This is a genomic window from Acidihalobacter aeolianus, from assembly GCF_001753165.1.
In the GTDB taxonomy this organism is placed as follows: domain Bacteria; phylum Pseudomonadota; class Gammaproteobacteria; order DSM-5130; family Acidihalobacteraceae; genus Acidihalobacter; species Acidihalobacter aeolianus.
In genome coordinates this window covers 1,453,999-1,471,816 of sequence record NZ_CP017448.1, presented here as the reverse complement: position 1 = coordinate 1,471,816, position 17,818 = coordinate 1,453,999, and the positions used below count along the sequence as shown (strand labels likewise).

The 17,818-nt window shown below is 63.9% G+C and carries 14 protein-coding genes; 9 read left to right on the top strand and 5 right to left on the bottom strand.

Going from position 1 to position 17,818, the window contains the following annotated elements; translation table 11 throughout:
* Nucleotides 1-9 precede the first annotated feature (9 nt).
* From BJI67_RS06800 to BJI67_RS06765, 8 genes are all read left to right on the top strand, one after another.
* Complete coding sequence (locus BJI67_RS06800) at nt 10-2,511, top strand: plasma-membrane proton-efflux P-type ATPase (protein ID WP_197513342.1); 2,502 nt, start codon at nt 10-12, stop codon at nt 2,509-2,511.
* A 98-nt stretch (nt 2,512-2,609) separates the two neighbouring features.
* Complete coding sequence (ppsA, locus tag BJI67_RS06795; protein ID WP_070072390.1) at nt 2,610-5,021, top strand: phosphoenolpyruvate synthase; 2,412 nt, start codon at nt 2,610-2,612, stop codon at nt 5,019-5,021.
* Nucleotides 5,018-5,959 carry an LOG family protein gene (locus tag BJI67_RS06790; RefSeq protein WP_070072389.1) on the top strand — a complete coding sequence of 314 codons (942 nt, stop codon included), beginning with the start codon at nt 5,018-5,020 and terminating at the stop codon, nt 5,957-5,959. The genes ppsA and BJI67_RS06790 overlap by 4 nt, the downstream gene beginning before the upstream one ends.
* Nucleotides 5,960-5,986: 27 nt before the next feature.
* Nucleotides 5,987-7,366, top strand: a complete 1,380-nt coding sequence (locus BJI67_RS06785) for an MBL fold metallo-hydrolase RNA specificity domain-containing protein (RefSeq protein WP_070072388.1) — start codon at nt 5,987-5,989, stop codon at nt 7,364-7,366.
* A 126-nt stretch (nt 7,367-7,492) separates the two neighbouring features.
* Complete coding sequence (locus BJI67_RS06780; protein ID WP_070072387.1) at nt 7,493-7,810, top strand: DUF3579 domain-containing protein; 318 nt, start codon at nt 7,493-7,495, stop codon at nt 7,808-7,810.
* 109 nt (nt 7,811-7,919) lie between these two features.
* Nucleotides 7,920-9,065, top strand: a complete 1,146-nt coding sequence (locus BJI67_RS06775; protein ID WP_070072386.1) for an efflux RND transporter periplasmic adaptor subunit — start codon at nt 7,920-7,922, stop codon at nt 9,063-9,065.
* A complete protein-coding gene (locus tag BJI67_RS06770) occupies nt 9,065-12,103 on the top strand; it encodes an efflux RND transporter permease subunit (protein WP_070072385.1) in 3,039 nt (1,012 codons plus the stop codon). Before BJI67_RS06775 ends, BJI67_RS06770 begins: the two co-directional genes overlap by 1 nt.
* Before the next feature lie 49 nt (nt 12,104-12,152).
* Nucleotides 12,153-12,437: a HigA family addiction module antitoxin gene (locus BJI67_RS06765; RefSeq protein ID WP_197513387.1), complete on the top strand. Its 285-nt coding sequence runs from the start codon at nt 12,153-12,155 to the stop codon at nt 12,435-12,437.
* 63 nt (nt 12,438-12,500) lie between these two features.
* Here the strand turns inward: BJI67_RS06765 and BJI67_RS06760 are convergent, their stop codons facing one another.
* A complete protein-coding gene (locus BJI67_RS06760) occupies nt 12,501-13,049 on the bottom strand; it encodes a carboxymuconolactone decarboxylase family protein (protein ID WP_070072383.1) in 549 nt (182 codons plus the stop codon).
* 107 nt (nt 13,050-13,156) lie between these two features.
* Entirely contained in the window at nt 13,157-13,825 is a 669-nt protein-coding gene (locus BJI67_RS06755) for a TetR/AcrR family transcriptional regulator (RefSeq protein ID WP_231940911.1), read from the bottom strand.
* Between the two features lie 229 nt (nt 13,826-14,054).
* Here BJI67_RS06755 and BJI67_RS06750 point away from each other — a divergent pair, with 229 nt between their 5' ends.
* The gene (locus BJI67_RS06750; RefSeq protein ID WP_070072381.1) at nt 14,055-14,519 is read left to right on the top strand and encodes a hypothetical protein; all 465 of its coding nucleotides are present in this window, start codon (nt 14,055-14,057) and stop codon (nt 14,517-14,519) included.
* A gap of 191 nt (nt 14,520-14,710) precedes the next feature.
* On the opposite strand, the gene BJI67_RS17355 is transcribed toward BJI67_RS06750, so the two are convergent.
* The 3 genes from BJI67_RS17355 to BJI67_RS06740 form a co-directional block, all read right to left on the bottom strand.
* Nucleotides 14,711-14,887 carry a hypothetical protein gene (locus BJI67_RS17355; protein WP_156782054.1) on the bottom strand — a complete coding sequence of 59 codons (177 nt, stop codon included), beginning with the start codon at nt 14,885-14,887 and terminating at the stop codon, nt 14,711-14,713.
* A 30-nt stretch (nt 14,888-14,917) separates the two neighbouring features.
* On the bottom strand, nt 14,918-16,627 hold the full coding sequence (locus BJI67_RS06745; RefSeq protein WP_070072380.1) for an AAA family ATPase: 1,710 nt from the start codon (nt 16,625-16,627) through the stop codon (nt 14,918-14,920).
* A 289-nt stretch (nt 16,628-16,916) separates the two neighbouring features.
* Entirely contained in the window at nt 16,917-17,468 is a 552-nt protein-coding gene (locus BJI67_RS06740; RefSeq protein ID WP_070072379.1) for a flavodoxin, read from the bottom strand.
* Nucleotides 17,469-17,818 lie beyond the last annotated feature (350 nt).

The following is a 17,818-nucleotide window of genomic DNA, read 5'->3' as shown; positions in this document are numbered from 1 at the left end:
AGAATGCCTGTGGTCGACAGTATCGACAGCAAGGCCGCCGAACAGCTCAGCGCCGACGACCTTTATGCCCGCCTGGAAACCTCCGCCAAGGGGCTCGCCTCGCAGGAGGCCCAGGCCAGGCTTACACAGTTCGGCCCCAATGCCCTGGTGGAAAAGAAAGTCAGTCCACTGATGCGATTCTTCAGTTATTTCTGGGGACCGATCCCGTGGATGATCGAGGTAGCAGCGATCCTATCGGCAATTATCGGTCATTGGACCGACCTCACAATCATCATGGTGTTATTGATCTTTAACGCATTAATTGGTTTTTGGGAGGAACATAAAGCTGCCAATGCTTTAGAAGCACTGAAAAGCCAGCTTGCGCTCAAGGCGCGCGCACTGCGTGACGGTCAGTGGGGCGAGATCGACGCCGCCGCCCTGGTGCCCGGCGATGTGCTGCGCCTGCGCCTAGGCGACATCATTCCCGCCGATGCCAAGCTGATCGAAGGCGAATACCTGTCCATCGACCAGTCCGCGCTGACCGGTGAATCCCTGCCGGTGAGCAAGAAGATCGGCGAGATCGCCTATTCCGGCTCGGTCGCCAAGCAGGGCGAGATGCTTGCCGTTGTCACCGCCACTGGAGGCGACACCTTCTTTGGGCACACCGCCAAGCTGGTCCAGGATGCTGGGGCTGTCTCGCACTTCCAAAAAGCGGTGATGCGTATCGGCGACTTCCTCATTTTCGTTGCCGTTGGGTTATCCATAATCTTGATCGGTGTCGAACTGTTCCGGGGAGAACCTTTTCTCAAGCTGGTGCAATTTGTCTTGATACTGGTCATTGCCTCCATACCCGTCGCCATGCCAGCCGTTTTATCCATCACAATGGCGTTAGGTGCTCTCGCGCTTTCTAAACTTAAAGCCATCGTTTCGCGACTGCAGTCGATCGAGGAAATGGCCGGCATCGACATCCTCTGCTCCGACAAGACCGGCACACTCACCCAGAACAAGCTCACCCTGGGCGAGCCCGCGGTATTCGCCGCCGCCGACGCACAGGCGCTGATCCTGGCCGGGGCGCTGGCCTCCAAGGCCGAGGACAAGGATGCCATCGACCTCGCGGTGATCGGCGGCCTGAGCGATCCCAAGGTGCTGGACGGCTACACGCAGACTGGCTTCACCCCTTTCGATCCGGTGAACAAGCGTACCGAGGGACAGCTCAAGGGGCCGGACGGCAAGACCTTCAGAACCACCAAGGGGGCGCCGCAGGTGGTCATGCAGCTGGCCAAGCTCGCCGGCGACGACGCCGCGCGCGCCGACGAGCTGGTCAACGAATTCGCCGCCAAGGGCTATCGCACCCTCGGCGTGGCGCGCTCCGACGACGACGGCAATAGTTGGAATTTCCTCGGCATCCTGCCGCTGTTCGACCCGCCGCGCGAGGACTCCAAGGAAACCATCCGGCAGGCCGGCGAGCACGGCATCGCGGTCAAGATGGTGACCGGCGACAATACCGCCATCGCCCGCGAAATTGCAGGGCAGCTTGACTTGGGCACGAAAATCCAACCCGCCAACGAACTGCTCACCCAAGCCGCCTCGCAAGGACACCTTTCCAGCGACGCCGCCGAACGCATCGAGCAGACCGACGGCTTCGCCCAGGTTTTCCCGGAACACAAGTACGCTATCGTCAAGGCGCTGCAGGAACGCGGCCATCTGGTCGCCATGACCGGCGACGGAGTCAATGACGCCCCCGCACTCAAGCAGGCCGACGTGGGGATTGCAGTTTCTGGCGCGACCGATGCCGCTCGCGCGGCTGCGGACTTGATTCTTACCGCACCGGGGTTATCGGTCATCATTCGCGCCGTCGAGGAGGCAAGACGCATTTTCGAACGGATGAACAGTTACACGATTTATCGCATCGCGATGACGATCGACATCATGGTATTCGTCGTCCTTGCAATGATCATTTTTGGAATCTACCCATTAACCGCAGTCATGATTATCGTGCTCGCCTTGCTCGATGACATCCCCATCATGACAATTGCTTATGACAATACCTGGTTAAGTCCTAAACCGGTTCGCTGGGATATGCATCGTGTGCTCAGCCTTTCCAGCATCTTGGGCTTTTTGTCGGTCGCACAAACCTTCGGCCTGATGTATATCGGCGACCGCCTGATGCATATGGACACCCCTCATTTGCAAACAGCCGTGTTTTTACAGCTCGTGGTGGGTGGGCATCTCATGTTGTTCGTGACGCGCAACAGAAATAGTTTTTGGCGCGCGCCTTACCCTGCATGGCCTCTTTTCGGCGCAATCATCGCCACCCAAGTGTTAGCTGTCCTGATGACCGGGTTTGGTTGGCTGGTGCCCGCTCTACCATGGGGCGATATCGCGTGGGTTTGGGTTTATAACCTGATCTGGATGGTGGTACTGGACATCGCCAAACTCGGCAGCCATCACTTAATGGATCACAAGGCAAAATTCAAACAAGGTTATCTGGGCACCAGCAATACGCGCCTACATCCACATTCAGCCAAATAATGAATTGATTATTTCCTCATTCACACCGAGTAGCGCCGACTTACATCACCTGACTCATCTTGAGGAAATAGTCACCAAACAGGTTATCGGAGACGACCATGGACGCCTTTAAATACATCCGTTTCTTCGACGAACTGGACATCGCCGACGTACCCCTGGTCGGCGGCAAGAACGCCTCGCTGGGCGAGATGTACCGCAAGCTGTCCAGCGAGGGTGTACGCATTCCCAACGGCTTCGCGGTCACCGCCGAGGCCTACACCTACATGCTCGACGCCGCCGGGGCCTGGGACGCCCTGCACGCCGCCCTCGACGAACTCGACCCGGACGACGTCGCCGATCTTGCGCGCCGCGGCAAGCGCGCGCGGGAGATTGTCTACGGCGCCGGCCTGCCGGACGACCTTGCCGCCGAGATCGTGGCCGCCTACCGCAAGCTGCAGGAAGAATACGGCGATGATCTGAGCCTGGCCGTGCGCAGCTCGGCGACCGCCGAGGATTTGCCCAACGCCAGTTTCGCCGGCCAACAGGACACCTATCTCAACATTCAGGGCGACGAAAGCCTGCTCGACGCCTGCCGGCGCGACTTCGCCAGCCTGTTCACCGACCGAGCGATCCACTACCGCATCGACCAGGGCTTCGACCACTTCAAGGTGGCGCTGTCCATCGGCGTGATGAAGATGGTGCGCTCGGATCTGGCCGCCTCCGGGGTGATGTTCTCGCTGGACACCGAATCCGGTTTCCGCGACGCGGTGTTCATCACCGGCGCCTACGGTCTGGGCGAGAACGTGGTGCAGGGCGCGGTCGATCCGGACGAGTTCTATGTGCACAAGCCGACCTTCACCGCCGGGCACCGCACCGTGCTGCGCCGCAACCTCGGCGACAAGGCGGTTAAGATGGTCTACGTCGAGGGCGAGACGCGCCACACCACGCGCAACATCCCCACGCCCAAGGTCGACCGCGAGCACTACTGCATCGGCGACGCCGACGTGCTGGAACTGGCCGGCTACGCACTCAGGATCGAACAGCACTACGGTCGGCCGATGGACATGGAATGGGCCAAGGACGGGCTCGACGGCAAGCTCTACATCGTCCAGGCGCGGCCCGAGACGGTGGCCTCGCAGCGCCGCGTCACCGAACTCGAAACCCACGTGCTCGACGGCCACGGGGATATTCTGATCACCGGGCGTTCGGTCGGCGAACGCATCGCCAGCGGCCGCGCCCACGTCATCGCCGACGTGGCCCACCTGCCCGACTTCAAGCCCGGCGAGGTGCTGATCGCCGACACCACCACGCCCGACTGGGAGCCGGTGATGAAGACCGCGGCGGCCATCGTCACCAACCGCGGCGGGCGCACCTGCCACGCCGCCATCATCGCCCGCGAACTGGGCATTCCCGCCGTGGTCGGCGCCGGCGAGGCGACCACCACCGTGCCCAACGGCGAGACGGTCACCGTCTCCTGCGCCGAGGGCGACACCGGCCGCATCTACCGCGGCGAGGTGCCTTACCACGTCGACCGCACCGAGGTGGGCGACATCCCTCGCCCCGCCACCGAGGTGATGCTCAACCTCGGCAACCCGGAACTGGCGTTCAAGACCGCCTTCCTGCCCAACGACGGCGTCGGCCTCGCGCGCATGGAGTTCGTGATAAACGAATACATCAAGGCGCACCCGCTCGCCCTGCTGCATCCGGACAAGATCAGCGACCCGCAGGCGCGCAAGACCGTCGAACACCTCATCCGCAGCTATCCGGACGGCGGCGCGTTCTTCGTGCAGCGCCTGTCCGAGGGCATCGGCACCATCGCCGCCGCCTTCTGGCCCAAGCCGGTGGTGGTGCGCATGTCGGACTTCAAGTCGAACGAATACGCCAGCCTGATCGGCGGCGCCGCCTTCGAGCCGGACGAGGCCAATCCGATGATCGGCTTCCGCGGCGCCTCGCGCTATGCGCACCCGGCCTACGCCGAGGGCTTCCGCCTCGAATGCCAGGCGATGCGGCGCGTGCGCGAGGACATGGGACTGACCAACGTCATTCTCATGCTGCCCTTCGTGCGCCGCGTGAGCGAGGCGGACGACGTACTGGCGAAAATGGCCGAACACGGCCTCAAGCGCGGCGACAACGGACTGCAGGTCTACGCCATGTGCGAGATCCCGAACAACGTCATCCTGATCGACCAGTTCGCCCAGCGCTTTGACGGTTTTTCCATCGGCTCCAACGACCTCACCCAGCTCACCCTGGGCGTCGACCGCGACAGCGAAATCGTCGCCTTCGACTACGACGAGCGCGACGATGGCGTGAAGGAAATGATCAGTCTGGCCGTGGAAGGCTGCCGGCGCAACGGCATCCACTCCGGGCTGTGCGGCCAGGCGCCGTCCGACTACCCGGAAATGGCAGAATACCTGGTCGAACTCGGCATCGACTCGATGAGCCTGAATCCCGACACGGTGATCGCCACCACGCGTCGCGTGCTCGAACTGGAAGCCAAGCTCGGACGCGACAGGACAAGGAAGCCCGCATGACCCGAAGGCCCGTCATTCCGGAACCCGCACATCCCACCGAGCGGCGCCAGCCGCTGCCCTGGGAAAAACCGAAGTCGGCCACCGAAGAAGCCGAGGCCGAGGCCCGTTTGCAGGCAATCATGCAGAACCCCTCGTACGCCGAGGCGGACCGCGACATCGACTTCCTGCACACCGACGGCATACGCTCCGTACGTCTACAGCTCGACTATCTCAAGGCCGAAGAAATCCTCTCGGCCCACGGCATCGAACGCACCATCGTGATCTTCGGCAGCACCCGCCTGCGCGAACCGGACACTGCGCGCAACGAGCTGTCCGCCGCCCACCACGAGGCTACCGCCCATCCTGGCGACGAGGCCCGCCAGCGTGCCTTGCGCCTTGCGGAGCGGCGCATGGATCTGTCGCGCTACTACGAGATCGGACGGGAACTGGGGCGCCTGGTCGGCGCAGTCGGCGATCCACGGCTTGCGGTGATGACCGGCGGCGGGCCCGGCGGCATGGAAGCGGCCAACCGCGGTGCCTACGACGCCGGCGCGAAGACGGTCGGCCTCAACATCACCCTGCCACGCGAGCAGTATCCGAACCCCTACCTCACGCCGGGGCTATGCCTGCAGTTCCACTACTTTGCCCTGCGCAAACTGCACTTCATGAAACGCGCCGCCGCCATCGTCGCCCTGCCGGGCGGTTTTGGTACCCTGGACGAACTGTTCGGCGCGCTGACCCTGATCCAGACCCGCAAGACCGCACCCATTCCCGTGGTACTGATCGGCGAGGCCTACTGGCGGGGTGTTTTTGATGTCGATTTCCTGGCCGAGGCGGGTAGCATCGACGAGGAGGATCGCGAACTCTTCTGGTTCGCGGAAAGTGCGCAGGAGGCCTGGGACGGCATCGTCGCCTGGCACAAACTCAACGGCAGCCCGCTCTTCGAGGCCGCCGAATAACGACAACATGCAGAAGGAAACGACACGATGAAACTATCCTTTCACGGCGCGGACCGCGGCGTCACCGGGTCCTGTCACCTCGTGGAAGCCGGCGGCAAGCGCATTCTGATCGACTGCGGCATGTACCAGGGCGGCCGCGAACTCGAGGAAGAAAACGCCGAGGACTTCGGCTTCGACCCCGCCTCCATCGACATCCTGCTGCTCACCCACGCCCACCTCGACCACTGCGGCCGCATACCGCTGCTGGTGAACCGCGGCTTCGCTGGCGAGATCATCACCACCGCGGCCACGCGCGAGCTGGCCCGCGTGGTCATGCTCGACGCCGCCCACCTGCAGGAGGAAGAGGCGGAACGCCATGCCCGACAGGCCAGGCGCCACGGTAGACGTCCGATCGAGGCGCTGTATGACACCCTGGACGCGCTCAATGCCCTCGACCGCTTCGGGCGCATCGCCGAATACGGCCAGACGATCGAACTCGCGCCCAAGCTCACGGCCACCTTCTACGATGCCGGCCATATTCTCGGCTCGGCCAGCATCCGGATCGAGGAGAGCGGGGACAAGACCCGCTCGGTGATCTTCTCCGGCGACCTCGGCAACAGCGGCCGCCCCATCCTGCGTGACCCGCAGATTCCGCCGGCTGCGGACGCCGTGGTCATGGAAACCACCTACGGCGACCGTCTGCACAAGCAGATCGCCCCCTCGGTGGACGAACTCTACGAGGCGATCAACGACACCATGGCGCGCGGCGGCAACGTCGTGATCCCCACCTTCGCGCTGGAGCGAGCCCAGGAAATCCTGTTCTACCTGCGCGAGGGCATCGAGAAGGGCCTGCTGCCGAACACGCTGCCGGTGTTCCTCGATTCGCCCATGGCTATTTCGGCGACGGAGATCTTCCGCCGCCATCCGGAGTGCTACGACGAGGAGACCTACGCCCTGTTCGAGGGCGGCAAGGACCCCTTCGCCCTGCCCAGCCTGCACTTCACCCGGCAGACCGCCGACTCCATCGCGCTCAACCGCCTCGTGGGCGGCGCGGTCATCATGGCCGGTTCCGGCATGTGCACCGGCGGACGCGTGCGGCATCATCTGCGCCACAACCTCTGGCGCAAGGACTCCAGCGTGGTGTTCGTCGGCTATGCCGCCCCCGGCACTCTGGCGCGCATCATCATCGATGGAACACCGCAAGTGAAACTGTTCGGCGAGGAAATCCCAGTGCATGCCCGTCTCCACACCATCAATGGTTTTTCCGCCCATGCCGACCGTGCCGAACTGCTCGCCTGGCACCGCTCGCTGAAACCTGCGCACACAATTCTGGTCCATGGTGAAGAGAAGGCCATGAGAAGCTTCGGCGAACAGTTGCACAACACCGAAATCCACATGCCGTTCAAGGGCGACGCCATAAGCCTGTAGAATCGTCCTGGAGCACAGGATCGCCCGCTGGCCGCGCCCCTGCAACGCAGCTGACGGGTGCGTTCGCAATGGCCGTGACAGCATGACCACCGAACTCACGTGCAGACATGCCCGGGAGGAAACAGGATGAATCCCAAATACCACGGCAAGGCCATCGTCTCCGGCTACATCAACGGCAGGAAATTCCGCCCCTCCAACTGGGCCGAACGCGTGGCCGAAAGCGCCGGCATCTTCCACGCCGACACCAAGATCTTCGAATATTCGCCCTATCTGGACCCGATCAACCACCCACAGTACGGCAATGGCCTGGTGGTCGATTTCGACGCGCTGGACCGTGACCAGCCGGGCGTACGGGACTACCTGATCTGGTTCATCGAAACCAACAACCTCGAGGTGATCAGCCTCGACGAACACGACGACGCGCCAACACACGAACCCGTCTAGGCCACAGGCGGAATCATCCGGGTTGATCCCACGCACAATCGTCGCAGGTTGTTAACACTCCGTAACCCATGGGCACGCGCCTATCGGGCATACTGATGCTTGGGCCATAATGATCGAACGACCGCGCCGCATGCAGAAGAAGCCGCACGTCAGCCAACCGACAGCCGGGCACGAGCCTGATCGCACGCACCTCGCGTCACCCATGCACCGCTTCGGTGTACGGGTCGTCGTGCGTCTGCTGCTGCCAGCAGCATTGACCTTGATGACTCCGCATACGCTCTTCGCTGCGCCGGACGACAGCGTTTCAGCCAGGGCATTGGCATACCGCCCCAGCGTAACGGGTTACGGCCGCATCCGTCCGAGCGCCCCGCTGTGGCTGCGCAGCCGTCTGGATGCGACGGTCGAACGCTTGGTCGTGGGACCCGGTCAGGCGGTACAGCCGGGCACCCTGCTCTACGTGCTCGGCGGAGCCGGCGTCAAGGAACGGCTGCACGTGGCACGGGAATCCTTGCGCGCCGCCGCGCAGCGGCTGAATCTTGCCCGCAAGGATGCCGCTTCGGCCAGGCGCCGCTATCCCCAGTTCGCGAACCGGCAGACACTGGACCGTTACCTGCAGGCGCTCGCCGCAGCCCGGCTGCAGCACGCCCAGGCCGAGGCCGCCGTGCAGCGCCTGCGCGCCTGGACGCATGTCGAGAGCCCGATCGCAGGCCGCGTCGCACGCCTTGCGCTCGCGCCGGGAGAGCAGCTTCGCGCCGGATCGCGCACCCTCAGACTCGAACCGGCGACAGGCCTCGCCCTGCGTGCGCGCTTCTTCCCCGACAATCCGACGAGCCTGTTCGTGGGCGAACGCGGCACGTTCCGACCGGCCGCAGGCGGTGCGGTGCAGTCGGTTCGCGTCGTGGCCCTGGAGCCGGACCTGACGGCCAGCGGCGGGCACATTGCCTGGCTGGTCCCGGTGCAGACCAATCGTCCGGCAGCGTGGGCCGACGGGGCCGCTGGCAACGTGCGGCTCGAAGCGCATGTGCGACCCGCGGTGCAGGTGCCGCCGGAAGCGCTGGTGCTGGATCGCGGACGCTGGTGGGTGCTGATCCGCACGGATGGCAGACTGCACACGCAGGCCGTGGTGCCGGCTCCCGGGGGCGGATCGAGCGGCGTGATCCTGTCCGGGCTCAAGCCGGGTGACGACGTGGTCGTGCGCGACGCCTATCGCCTGTTCCATCGCGATTTCGCCAGCCACTACACTCCGCCCGACTGATGCAGTTCACCGACTTGCTGCGCCGCAGATCCCTGTGGGCGCTGATCTATGTCTCGCTGATCGCCTATGGCGTATACGCCTGGCTGAACATTCCGGTCGAGGTGCTGCCGGCATTTCACCTCGCGCAGGTCGGCATCGTGGTGCACGACCCCGGCGCTTCCGCCGAGGAGATGGAAACCCTGGTGGTTCGTCCCCTGGAGGCCCAACTGCTGGGCCTGCGCAAACTGTCCAATCTGCGCAGCACCATGGGTTCAGGCACGGCGGAGCTCACCGCGCGTTTCGCCGCCGGCACCGATCCTCAGCTCGCCCTGCAGTCCGTGTATGGTGCCATCGACCGCGCCCGGTCTGAACTGCCTGCCGGCGTAAACCCACATGCCGAGCTGTCCGGCAACGCCATCAACGAAGTGGCCGACTACGCCCTGCAGGTACCCGCCGCCACCCCGCTGTGGCGCGCGCGGCGCGACGTCGAGGTGCGTATCCTGCCGGCGCTGCGTGCCCTGCCTGGCGTGCAGCGCGTCGACCTGTTCGGCGCCGGTGCGGCGGCGCTCTGGGTCAGTCCCGATCCCGCGCGCATGCAGGCCGCGGGCATCACCCTGCCCCAGCTTGTGCATGCCCTGCACGCGCAGATGCTGCTGGCCCCGGCGGGACAAGTCCAGCTTGGTCATCAGGGCGTGCTGGTGGAAGCCCGCAACCTGCCGCTGACACCCGCTGCCGTCGCCGCCCTGCCGGTCGACGGCGCCCACGGGCGCGTGCCGCTCGGCAGCATCGCCCACGTGACGCTCTCCGGCATCCCCGTACACTCAGCCGTGCGCCTCGACGGGCGGCCCGCCCTCGGTCTGATCGTGTTCAAGCAGCCCGGTGCATCGACCCGGCCGGTCGACCGGGAAATCGCGAACACCCTGGCCACCCTGCACAGCCAATTACCGGCCCACGCACGCTGGGTGCCGATCTACCGTCAGAGCTACCTGGTGAGCCTGATCGGCAGCGACCTAGGCCGCAGCCTGCTCGTCGGCGGCCTGCTCGCGCTCGCCGCGCTGGGCTGGCTGCTGGGCAGGCAGCGTTCCATCGGCGTGCTGGCCGTGTCCATCCCCACCGTGCTGCTAATTGCCGTCGGTGGTCTGTATGCGCTGGGGCAGACCCTCAACCTGCTCACACTGGGGGCGCTGGCTGTGGCCGTCGGCATGTTGCTGGACGACGCCATCATCGTGGTCGAGGCCGTTCACCTGCGCTGGGAACGCGGCATCGAGGGCCTGGCCGGCGTACGCGCCGGATTGCGTGACATCTTGGCCGGAGACGTCACCGGCACACTGACCACAATCAGCGCCTACCTGCCGTTGATTGTCGTCGGGGGACTGGCGGGCCTGTTCACGCGCCCCTTCGCCCTTGCCATGAGCCTGGCGCTGCTGGCCTCGCTGCTGGTCTCGCTCACGCTGATTCCGGCCATCCTGGCCCGCACCCATGCGGTTCCCAGACCCTATCGATCGGGTGAGCGCTTTCTCGGCCGCCTGGCCGCAGGCAACGCCCGCCTGCTGAACGTCTCGCTGCGTCATCCGCGCCTTGGTCTGGCCGCCGTGACCATCCTGCTGTTGCTCGCAATGGCCGGCGCTGCCCTGGTGCCAATGAATTTCCTGCCCCTGCCGAATGCCGGCGTGCTGCTCGACAGCTTTACCCTGCCGCCGGGCACGGCGATGGACGACACCGTGGACGCGGTCGACCGGATCAGTGCACGGCTGCGCGAGAATCCTGCGGTCAAAACCGTATATGCCCGCATCGGCTCGGCTCAGGGCACCTCCTACACGGAACACAGCTACGCGGGCGAAATCCAGATCGTGCTACGCCGCGGCGCCGCCGGGCACGACCTCAACGCGCTTGCCGACTCGCTGCTGCGCCACACACAGCTCAGCGACGTGCAGCAGAGCATCGACACGCCAACCATCGAACGTGTGGGAGAAAGTCTCTCCGGGCTGCCGCAGCCGTTCGAGATCGCCGTCATCGGCGACCGTATCCCGACCCTGCGCAGCCTTTCCGAGCAGATCACCACCCGTCTCAAGCGTCTGCCCGACATCGCCGACGTCTTCAACAACGATGCCTACCCGGTCACGCAGCTGCGCATCGAACCGCGGCCGCAGCTGCTCTACCAGCTCGGACTCACACCCCGAGCCCTGTTCGATCAGGTTATCCCGTTGCTGCGCGGTGAAATCGTCACCCGTGTACCGGACGGCGACAGCCGCCTCGCGCTGTACGTGCGCCTGGCGGACGCCGGTTATCTCGATCCGACGAACCTGGGCTGGCTGCCAGTGCGCACGCAAGGCGGCTGGGTGCCGCTTGAGCGTCTGGCGCATATCCGCTACGCCGTGCTGCCGAACCAGATACGCCACCTCGACGGTGCCCGCGCGGTGGAAATCCTGGCCACGCCCCAGGCCCCGCTGGATACCGTCATCCCGCAGATCCGGCATGCCGTTTCCGCCATCCATCTACCCGCGGGCTACCGGCTGCAGATCGGTGGGCTGTACCGCCAGATCGAACACGCCGCCTGGGTGCTGGGCCTCGCCATGCTCGCCGCGGTCGTGCTCGCCCTCGGCATCATGGTCGTGCAGTTCGGCAGCCTGCGGATTCCGCTGATACTGCTGCTGCAGGCCCCGCTGGCGCTCACCGGTGGCCTGCTGGCGCTAATCGTCAGCGGCGTGGGCCTGAATGCCACCGGCGTGATCGGCTTCCTCACACTCATCGGCGTTAGCCTGAATCACGGCATCGTGCTGCTCTCCTACGCGCGGCATTACGAACGGGACGAAGGACTTGCCCCTGTCGAAGCCGTGCGTACGGCGGTGCGCACGCGCCTGCGTCCCATCGTGCTCACCAGCCTGACCACAGTCCTCGGCATGCTGCCCATCGCCCTCGGCTGGGGTGCCGGCGCAGCGCCCGAACAGGGTCTCGCCGTGGTGATCATGGGCGGCGTGCTCTATAGCGCCCTGCTCTCCACCAACTTCCTCCCGGCGCTCTACCTGCGCAGCCGACTGCGAACGCTGAGTAGGCAGTGAATGTCGAGCTGGTTGATTACCCGGATTATCATTGAGGTGTAAAGCGATGATGCACAATCCGCCACACCCCGGAGAATTGCTCAAAGACGAGGTGCTGGTTCCACTGAATCTGTCAGTAACCGAAGCGGCCGAGCGGCTGGCCATGTCTCGGGTTGCCTGGTCGCGCGTGGTCAATGGCAAGGCCGGCATCAGCCCCGACCTGGCGGCACGCCTGGAACAAACGGGTGTCAGCACGGCACGTGCCTGGCTATCGATGCAAGCCAACTATGACTTGTGGCGTGCGATGCAGCACAAGCAATCGCCCGTCCGTCCCCTTGAAGAAGGCGCGGCTTGATTGATCTTGATGTGCCGCCCCGCGCTCCCACGGGGCGGCGTTTGACGGCCATAGCCCTGATGCTCAGGCGGCGTACGCGCCCTGGTGCTCCACCTTGAAGGTGCTGAGCAGCTGATTGAACGCGCGATTGTTCGTCGCATGCACGACCGCCTCGAAGATGGCGCGGTCGTCCCAGCCGGCAGTGCGGCAGGCTTCGATATCCGCGGCCGAAACCGTCTCGGGCATGCTCGTCGATTTCATGGCGAGCCGCAGCAATGGCATCTCGTTCGGCTCAAGCGGCGCCGCATCGATATCCTCGCGGGCACGACGGATGTCATCGAGGTCGAGGCCCATCGAGGTCAGATAGCCCTCATTGAGGTCGATGCAGAAGGTGCAGTTCGCACGGTAGGAGCCGAGGTAGCGGATCATCGCCGCCAGGCGCGGGCCGAGCGGCGACTCGGTGCTGAAATAACCGATCACGCCGAGGAAGCTTTCCAGCAATGCCGGACTGAGGCTGTAGAGTTTCAGGGCATCGGGCACGAAACCCATGCGCTCCTCCACGGCAGCGAAGATGGCGTCCACCTTCGGCTTGTCCTGAGGTCCGACCTGGGGCACGAGCAGGGGTTCAGACATGACGATCTCCTTTCCGGTTATGGTGAGCCATATGGCGGCGACAAGTTGACTAGTCAGTCAAACTTATGGCCAAACAAAAGGCCCGCGCTCACCGTGCGGGCCCGATCTCAGTGTTCGGTCTTCGCGCCTGCGACTTGCGCAGGCAGGGTGACCCGGATGTCACGCAGCGCAGGCAGCAGGCGCCGCAACACATCCAGGCTATTCTGCGTCTTGGCCATCATCAGTACACCCTCGAAATAGGCAACCATGGCCAGGGCGGTGGCATCCAGATCGACACCGAAAAGCGTATCGCCCGCTTCTTCCAGCGTGCCGCGGATGCGCGCCTGCAATCCGTCGAAGGCCTTGGCGGTCGCAACGCGGATGGGCTCGTCCTGGGTGGCCAGTTCCGTGGCCAGATTGCCGACCGGACAACCCAGCACATGGCCCACCGTCTCGGCACTTTCCCGTTGCAGCTCGATGGTCGCCGCAACCAGCCGGTCCAGTCTTTCCAGAGGGGATACCGCAGGGTCGAACGCACGGTCGAGCAGCATCGTCTTGGCATCCGCCTGAATGCGCTCGAGCACCGCCAGCGTCAGGTCTCGCTTGCTCGGGAAGAAGTGGTAGAAGCTGCCCTTGAGCACATTCGCCTGCTGGCAGATCTCGGCCACACCCACGTCGTTATAGCTACGGGCGTGTATCAGGTCGCGCGCCGTCACCAGTATCCGTTCGCGGGTATTTGCAGAGGATTCCATGGCGGCATCATGACTTAACCGACCGGTCAAGTCAATGTGTCCCACCCGCTTTTCCTGTCGAGGGATTGTGCGTTTCCCGACCATGCGCCGGAGAGTCATTGCATTGAGCCGGCCGCGACGGACGTCGCCTGGATTTCCCTTTAACAACAGTTACATAGATATAACTCACCTGGTCATAACCTGCCTTTACACCGGTGACCGAGTGATTGGTAGACATCTTGCTAGGTGGGTATTACCCACGTTACCCACACACTGCGAGAACACAGGAGGCACAATGTTTCAGCATGCCAAGCTCGATGGCGAGTGGTGCCGGCTCATCCCGGCCATGGAGTCATTCACCCAGGAGGAAGTGCTCGAGATCCGCGAGTCGCACAACTCAAGCAGCGCACCCGAGACCATAGCGCGCACCCAGTATACTGTCATCGAAGGCCGACTGGCCGAACGCTCCCTGCCGCCCGAGTCGATCGGCGACACATGGTCGTTCGATCCCTGGGACAAGCCATGGTGGGGATTGGTTAACAACCCGCCTCATGCGGGTCTGGTCGCCGACTTCAACAGCTACAGCGGCGGCGCCTACCGCAAGGCGCTGGACAAGGAGAACGACGTCAAGGCCTGGGGCGGTGCCGGCGAATCGGTCACCTTCGCCGACGGGATGTATATTGTCGTCCGCCAGAAGGACGGCGCGACGATCACCGCACCGACGGTGATCGAACTGCGCAAGCTCTACTACGCGGCGTAACTGAGCACCCATGACGCCGCTGGCCTGCGCTTCAGGCAGGCCAGCGGATCACACATATTAACCTTAAGAGCAGACGGATTGACGCTGGGATCAAATCCCAGTGGCCCGGCCACTGTGATACCCATACGCCGGCCCAACGCAATCATTAAACGTGCTTAGACAGGCGGGAAAGCGCCCGCTCCTTGCCCGTGCTATTGCAGGAAATCCTTGCCGAAGTGTTCCTTGTGCGCCGTCAGATAGGCGTCGAGCAGGTCCTGCTCGCTCGAACCCGGGTTTGCAGCCTCGACCTGGGCCTTGAGAGCGGCTTCCATCTGGAATTCGACGATGCTGAATTCCATGGTCATGCCGTTGAAGGTGACATCCGCCATTGCGGTACTCCCGTGTCTGGCCGCCGGCGTTCAAGCGGCGGCGATTCTGAGTTCCATGCCGCGGAACATGGCGCAGCGTTCGAAAGCCTCCAGGTTCGGCGGCAGTTGTTTGTGCTGGCAGAACTTGGCCACCAGCTTGGCCAGCCCCTTGATGTCCCGCCCGGTGGCCTCGGGAAAACCGGTCACCAGCGTTTCCAGCAGAGCCTCATCGACGTCCAGCTCGAACTGGCGCGTCATCACCTGCCAGATGCGCCGCCGGTCGCTCTCCTCGGGCGGGTGGTAGCGGATCATCGCGATGCAGCGTGAGATGATCGCCTCGTCGATGTCGTCGACCCGGTTGGTGGTCAGGAACAGCAGGCCGTTGAAATATTCGAGCACGCGCAGGAACACGCCGACCACGGCATTGGCGGCGATATTGTCGTCGCGCCGCTTGATGTAGACGTCGGCCTCGTCGATCAGCATCACCGCACCCCAGCGCTGCGCGCGCGTCAGCGTCTCCTTGAGCGCCTTTTCCATCTCGCCGACGTTCAGCCCGAGCTGGCCCGAGTGCACGCGGTACAGCGGGCGCTTGATGATTTCCGAGTACACCTCGGCGGTCAGGGTCTTGCCCATGCCCGCCGGCCCGGCGCAGAGCACCGTGGTGCCGCCGGACTTGCCCGCGACGATGTCGTCCATCAACACGTCCATCTCGGCGGTGAGGATGTCGATCAGGTCGGTCTGCTCGCGCGGCAGGATCAGCTTTTCCTTGAGCTCTGGCTGGTAGGTGTAGGGCTCCATGTCCTCGACGTGGACCCACAGATGGTGGTGCAGCTCGAGGTGGAACATGAGGATGTAGCCGTGCACGGGCAGTTCGGTGAACATGCCCTTGGGGATGGCCTCGTTGGAGGCCTCCATGCGGCTCTCCACCTTCTCGTCGTAGCGCATGCTCTTGGCGGCCTTGCGCAGATAGGCGCGCAGTATGTCGCCCGAGCCCTCGAACCCCGTGACGCGCTGGCCGAGGATCTCCTCGTCGTTGACCATCCGCGCGGCATTGCCGGTGGTCGACAGCACCACAGTCTCCTTGCGCGTCCAGTCGGTGGTGCGATGGCTGGCCGTCGGGTCCTCGGCATAAAACCCGGTGCCGCTCGCCGAGAACTGCCTGCCGTAATCGGCCCGCCAGGCGAAATAGCGCTCGGTGGATTCGTCGTAGGCGCGCAGCAGTTCCGCGCTTTCCTTGAGGTAGCCGCGATGGGCCAGGATCTCGGCGACGGTGCGCCCGACAATGTCGCGGTTGCGAATGATCAACGTCTCGGTGACGATCTTGCCGTAGGCGTTGGCCTTCAGCTCAAGCAGGATGCGCCCGGCTTCCTCGTCGCCCGGCGGCGTGTAGTCCAGGCGCGTGATCACGTAGGCCAGCGGCTTGGCCGAGCTGGTCGCGCGGAACAGCCAGCCGCGCACGCCGCCGTCGACCAGATACTGCGCCAGCGCCGGAAGCACCTGCTCCAGATCGTCGCTGCCGAAGCGCTCGGCCCCATCGTCGTTGAATGCCTCGCGCAGCGTGGCGATCTGTGCGGCACGGCCGTAAGCCACCGGCCCGGCCTGCCGATACAGGTCGTGCAGGTAGGTCAACGCGGGCGCCGAAAGCTGATGAATGCCGACCTCGGCGCGATTGCCGAAGCGCAACTGTTCGGACAGCGGACTCAGGTCGGGAAACGCGCTGACCATGGCCTCTACATAGGATCGTTCGAGCTGGAGCTTCATCGCTGGATTGTGTCGCAGGCCGGTACGGCCGCACCCTCGTCAGTGGATACGGGAAAAGGACGAAGCAAAGCCCATACCAGTGATTGTCGCTTGTTTTTGAATGGTTTTTTCAGGCGCCACCTGAGGCATGTCGGTCGGAGCGCCTGAGATTGTGGGCTTTGACACACGCCCAACCATGTCACGGATCTGCTTCGCCGTTGCCGATCAAGGTTGTGCGTGGGTCGACACACATCCCCACGACGCGAGAGGCCGTGACGCCCCTCACGCGCATTCAGCGTCGATCGGGGTCTCAGGCGCTGGCCGCCAGTTGCTGCTCGAACTGCGGCATGATCCGATCCAGCCACTCGTCGATGCGCTGATCCGTCAGCAGACCCTGGCTGTTGTGATCGATCACGAGCCCGACGAAACGCCCGTCCACCTCGGATTTGGAGAACTGGTAGTCGTACCCCTCCGTGCCCCAGCTGCCGATGACGGTCGCGCCGGCGTTCTTGACGGCATCATAGAGGTAGAACAGCGAATCGGCGAAGCGGTCGCCGTACTTGTCCCGATTGCCGAGACCGTAGAGCGCCACCAGCTTGCCGCTGAGATCCGCCTTCTGCAGCTCCGGCAGAATCTCCGCCCAACTGCCGTCGGCGATATTCGTATCCTTGCCCGGCAGCTGCCCGTAGCCGTAGGTGGGCGTGCCGAGAATCAGGAAGTCGTATTGCATCAGCTCATCGAGGCCGATGCGGTTGATATTCACCGGCTTGTCGGCCAGATCGCCCAGCTTCTTCGCGATCTTCTTGGCGATCAGACGCGTGGTCCCGGTATCCGTACCGAAAATGATGCCGATCTTGTTCATGGTGCTTCGCCTCCCAAGGGCTAACGGGACGTTTCCCGATCCGGGCTGTGCAGCGTCCGTCGCTGGACGATTGACCGAAACGAACGTCGTCTGAGTACATGAAGGGCGAAGCAAACCCCATACCAGAGGTTAACCATTGTTTATAAGTAGGTTTTTGCGATGGCCTTTGGGGCGCGTCGGCTTGAAGGCGGGTATTTGTCGGGTTTGGTACAGACCGAACCGAGCGATCGGCCTGGATTTCCGGATATCGCCACTTAATCGAAACGCCCGTAAAGCCGGTCGGCCGATCTATTGACAATACCGGCAAACGAACCAAAGTAGTCCCCTCCGCCGTGAAGGCGTCGTTGGAC

Coding starts and splice junctions, on each gene's coding strand:
- BJI67_RS06770 (WP_070072385.1), top strand. CDS start 9,065: ATGCAGTTCACCGACTTGCTGCGCCGCAGATCCCTGTGGGCGCTGATC.
- BJI67_RS06790 (WP_070072389.1), top strand. CDS start 5,018: ATGACCCGAAGGCCCGTCATTCCGGAACCCGCACATCCCACCGAGCGG.
- BJI67_RS17355 (WP_156782054.1), bottom strand. CDS start 14,887: ATGGCGGATGTCACCTTCAACGGCATGACCATGGAATTCAGCATCGTC.
- ppsA (WP_070072390.1), top strand. CDS start 2,610: ATGGACGCCTTTAAATACATCCGTTTCTTCGACGAACTGGACATCGCC.
- BJI67_RS06785 (WP_070072388.1), top strand. CDS start 5,987: ATGAAACTATCCTTTCACGGCGCGGACCGCGGCGTCACCGGGTCCTGT.
- BJI67_RS06780 (WP_070072387.1), top strand. CDS start 7,493: ATGAATCCCAAATACCACGGCAAGGCCATCGTCTCCGGCTACATCAAC.
- BJI67_RS06775 (WP_070072386.1), top strand. CDS start 7,920: ATGATCGAACGACCGCGCCGCATGCAGAAGAAGCCGCACGTCAGCCAA.
- BJI67_RS06760 (WP_070072383.1), bottom strand. CDS start 13,049: ATGTCTGAACCCCTGCTCGTGCCCCAGGTCGGACCTCAGGACAAGCCG.
- BJI67_RS06750 (WP_070072381.1), top strand. CDS start 14,055: ATGTTTCAGCATGCCAAGCTCGATGGCGAGTGGTGCCGGCTCATCCCG.
- BJI67_RS06740 (WP_070072379.1), bottom strand. CDS start 17,468: ATGAACAAGATCGGCATCATTTTCGGTACGGATACCGGGACCACGCGT.
- BJI67_RS06765 (WP_197513387.1), top strand. CDS start 12,153: ATGCACAATCCGCCACACCCCGGAGAATTGCTCAAAGACGAGGTGCTG.
- BJI67_RS06745 (WP_070072380.1), bottom strand. CDS start 16,627: ATGAAGCTCCAGCTCGAACGATCCTATGTAGAGGCCATGGTCAGCGCG.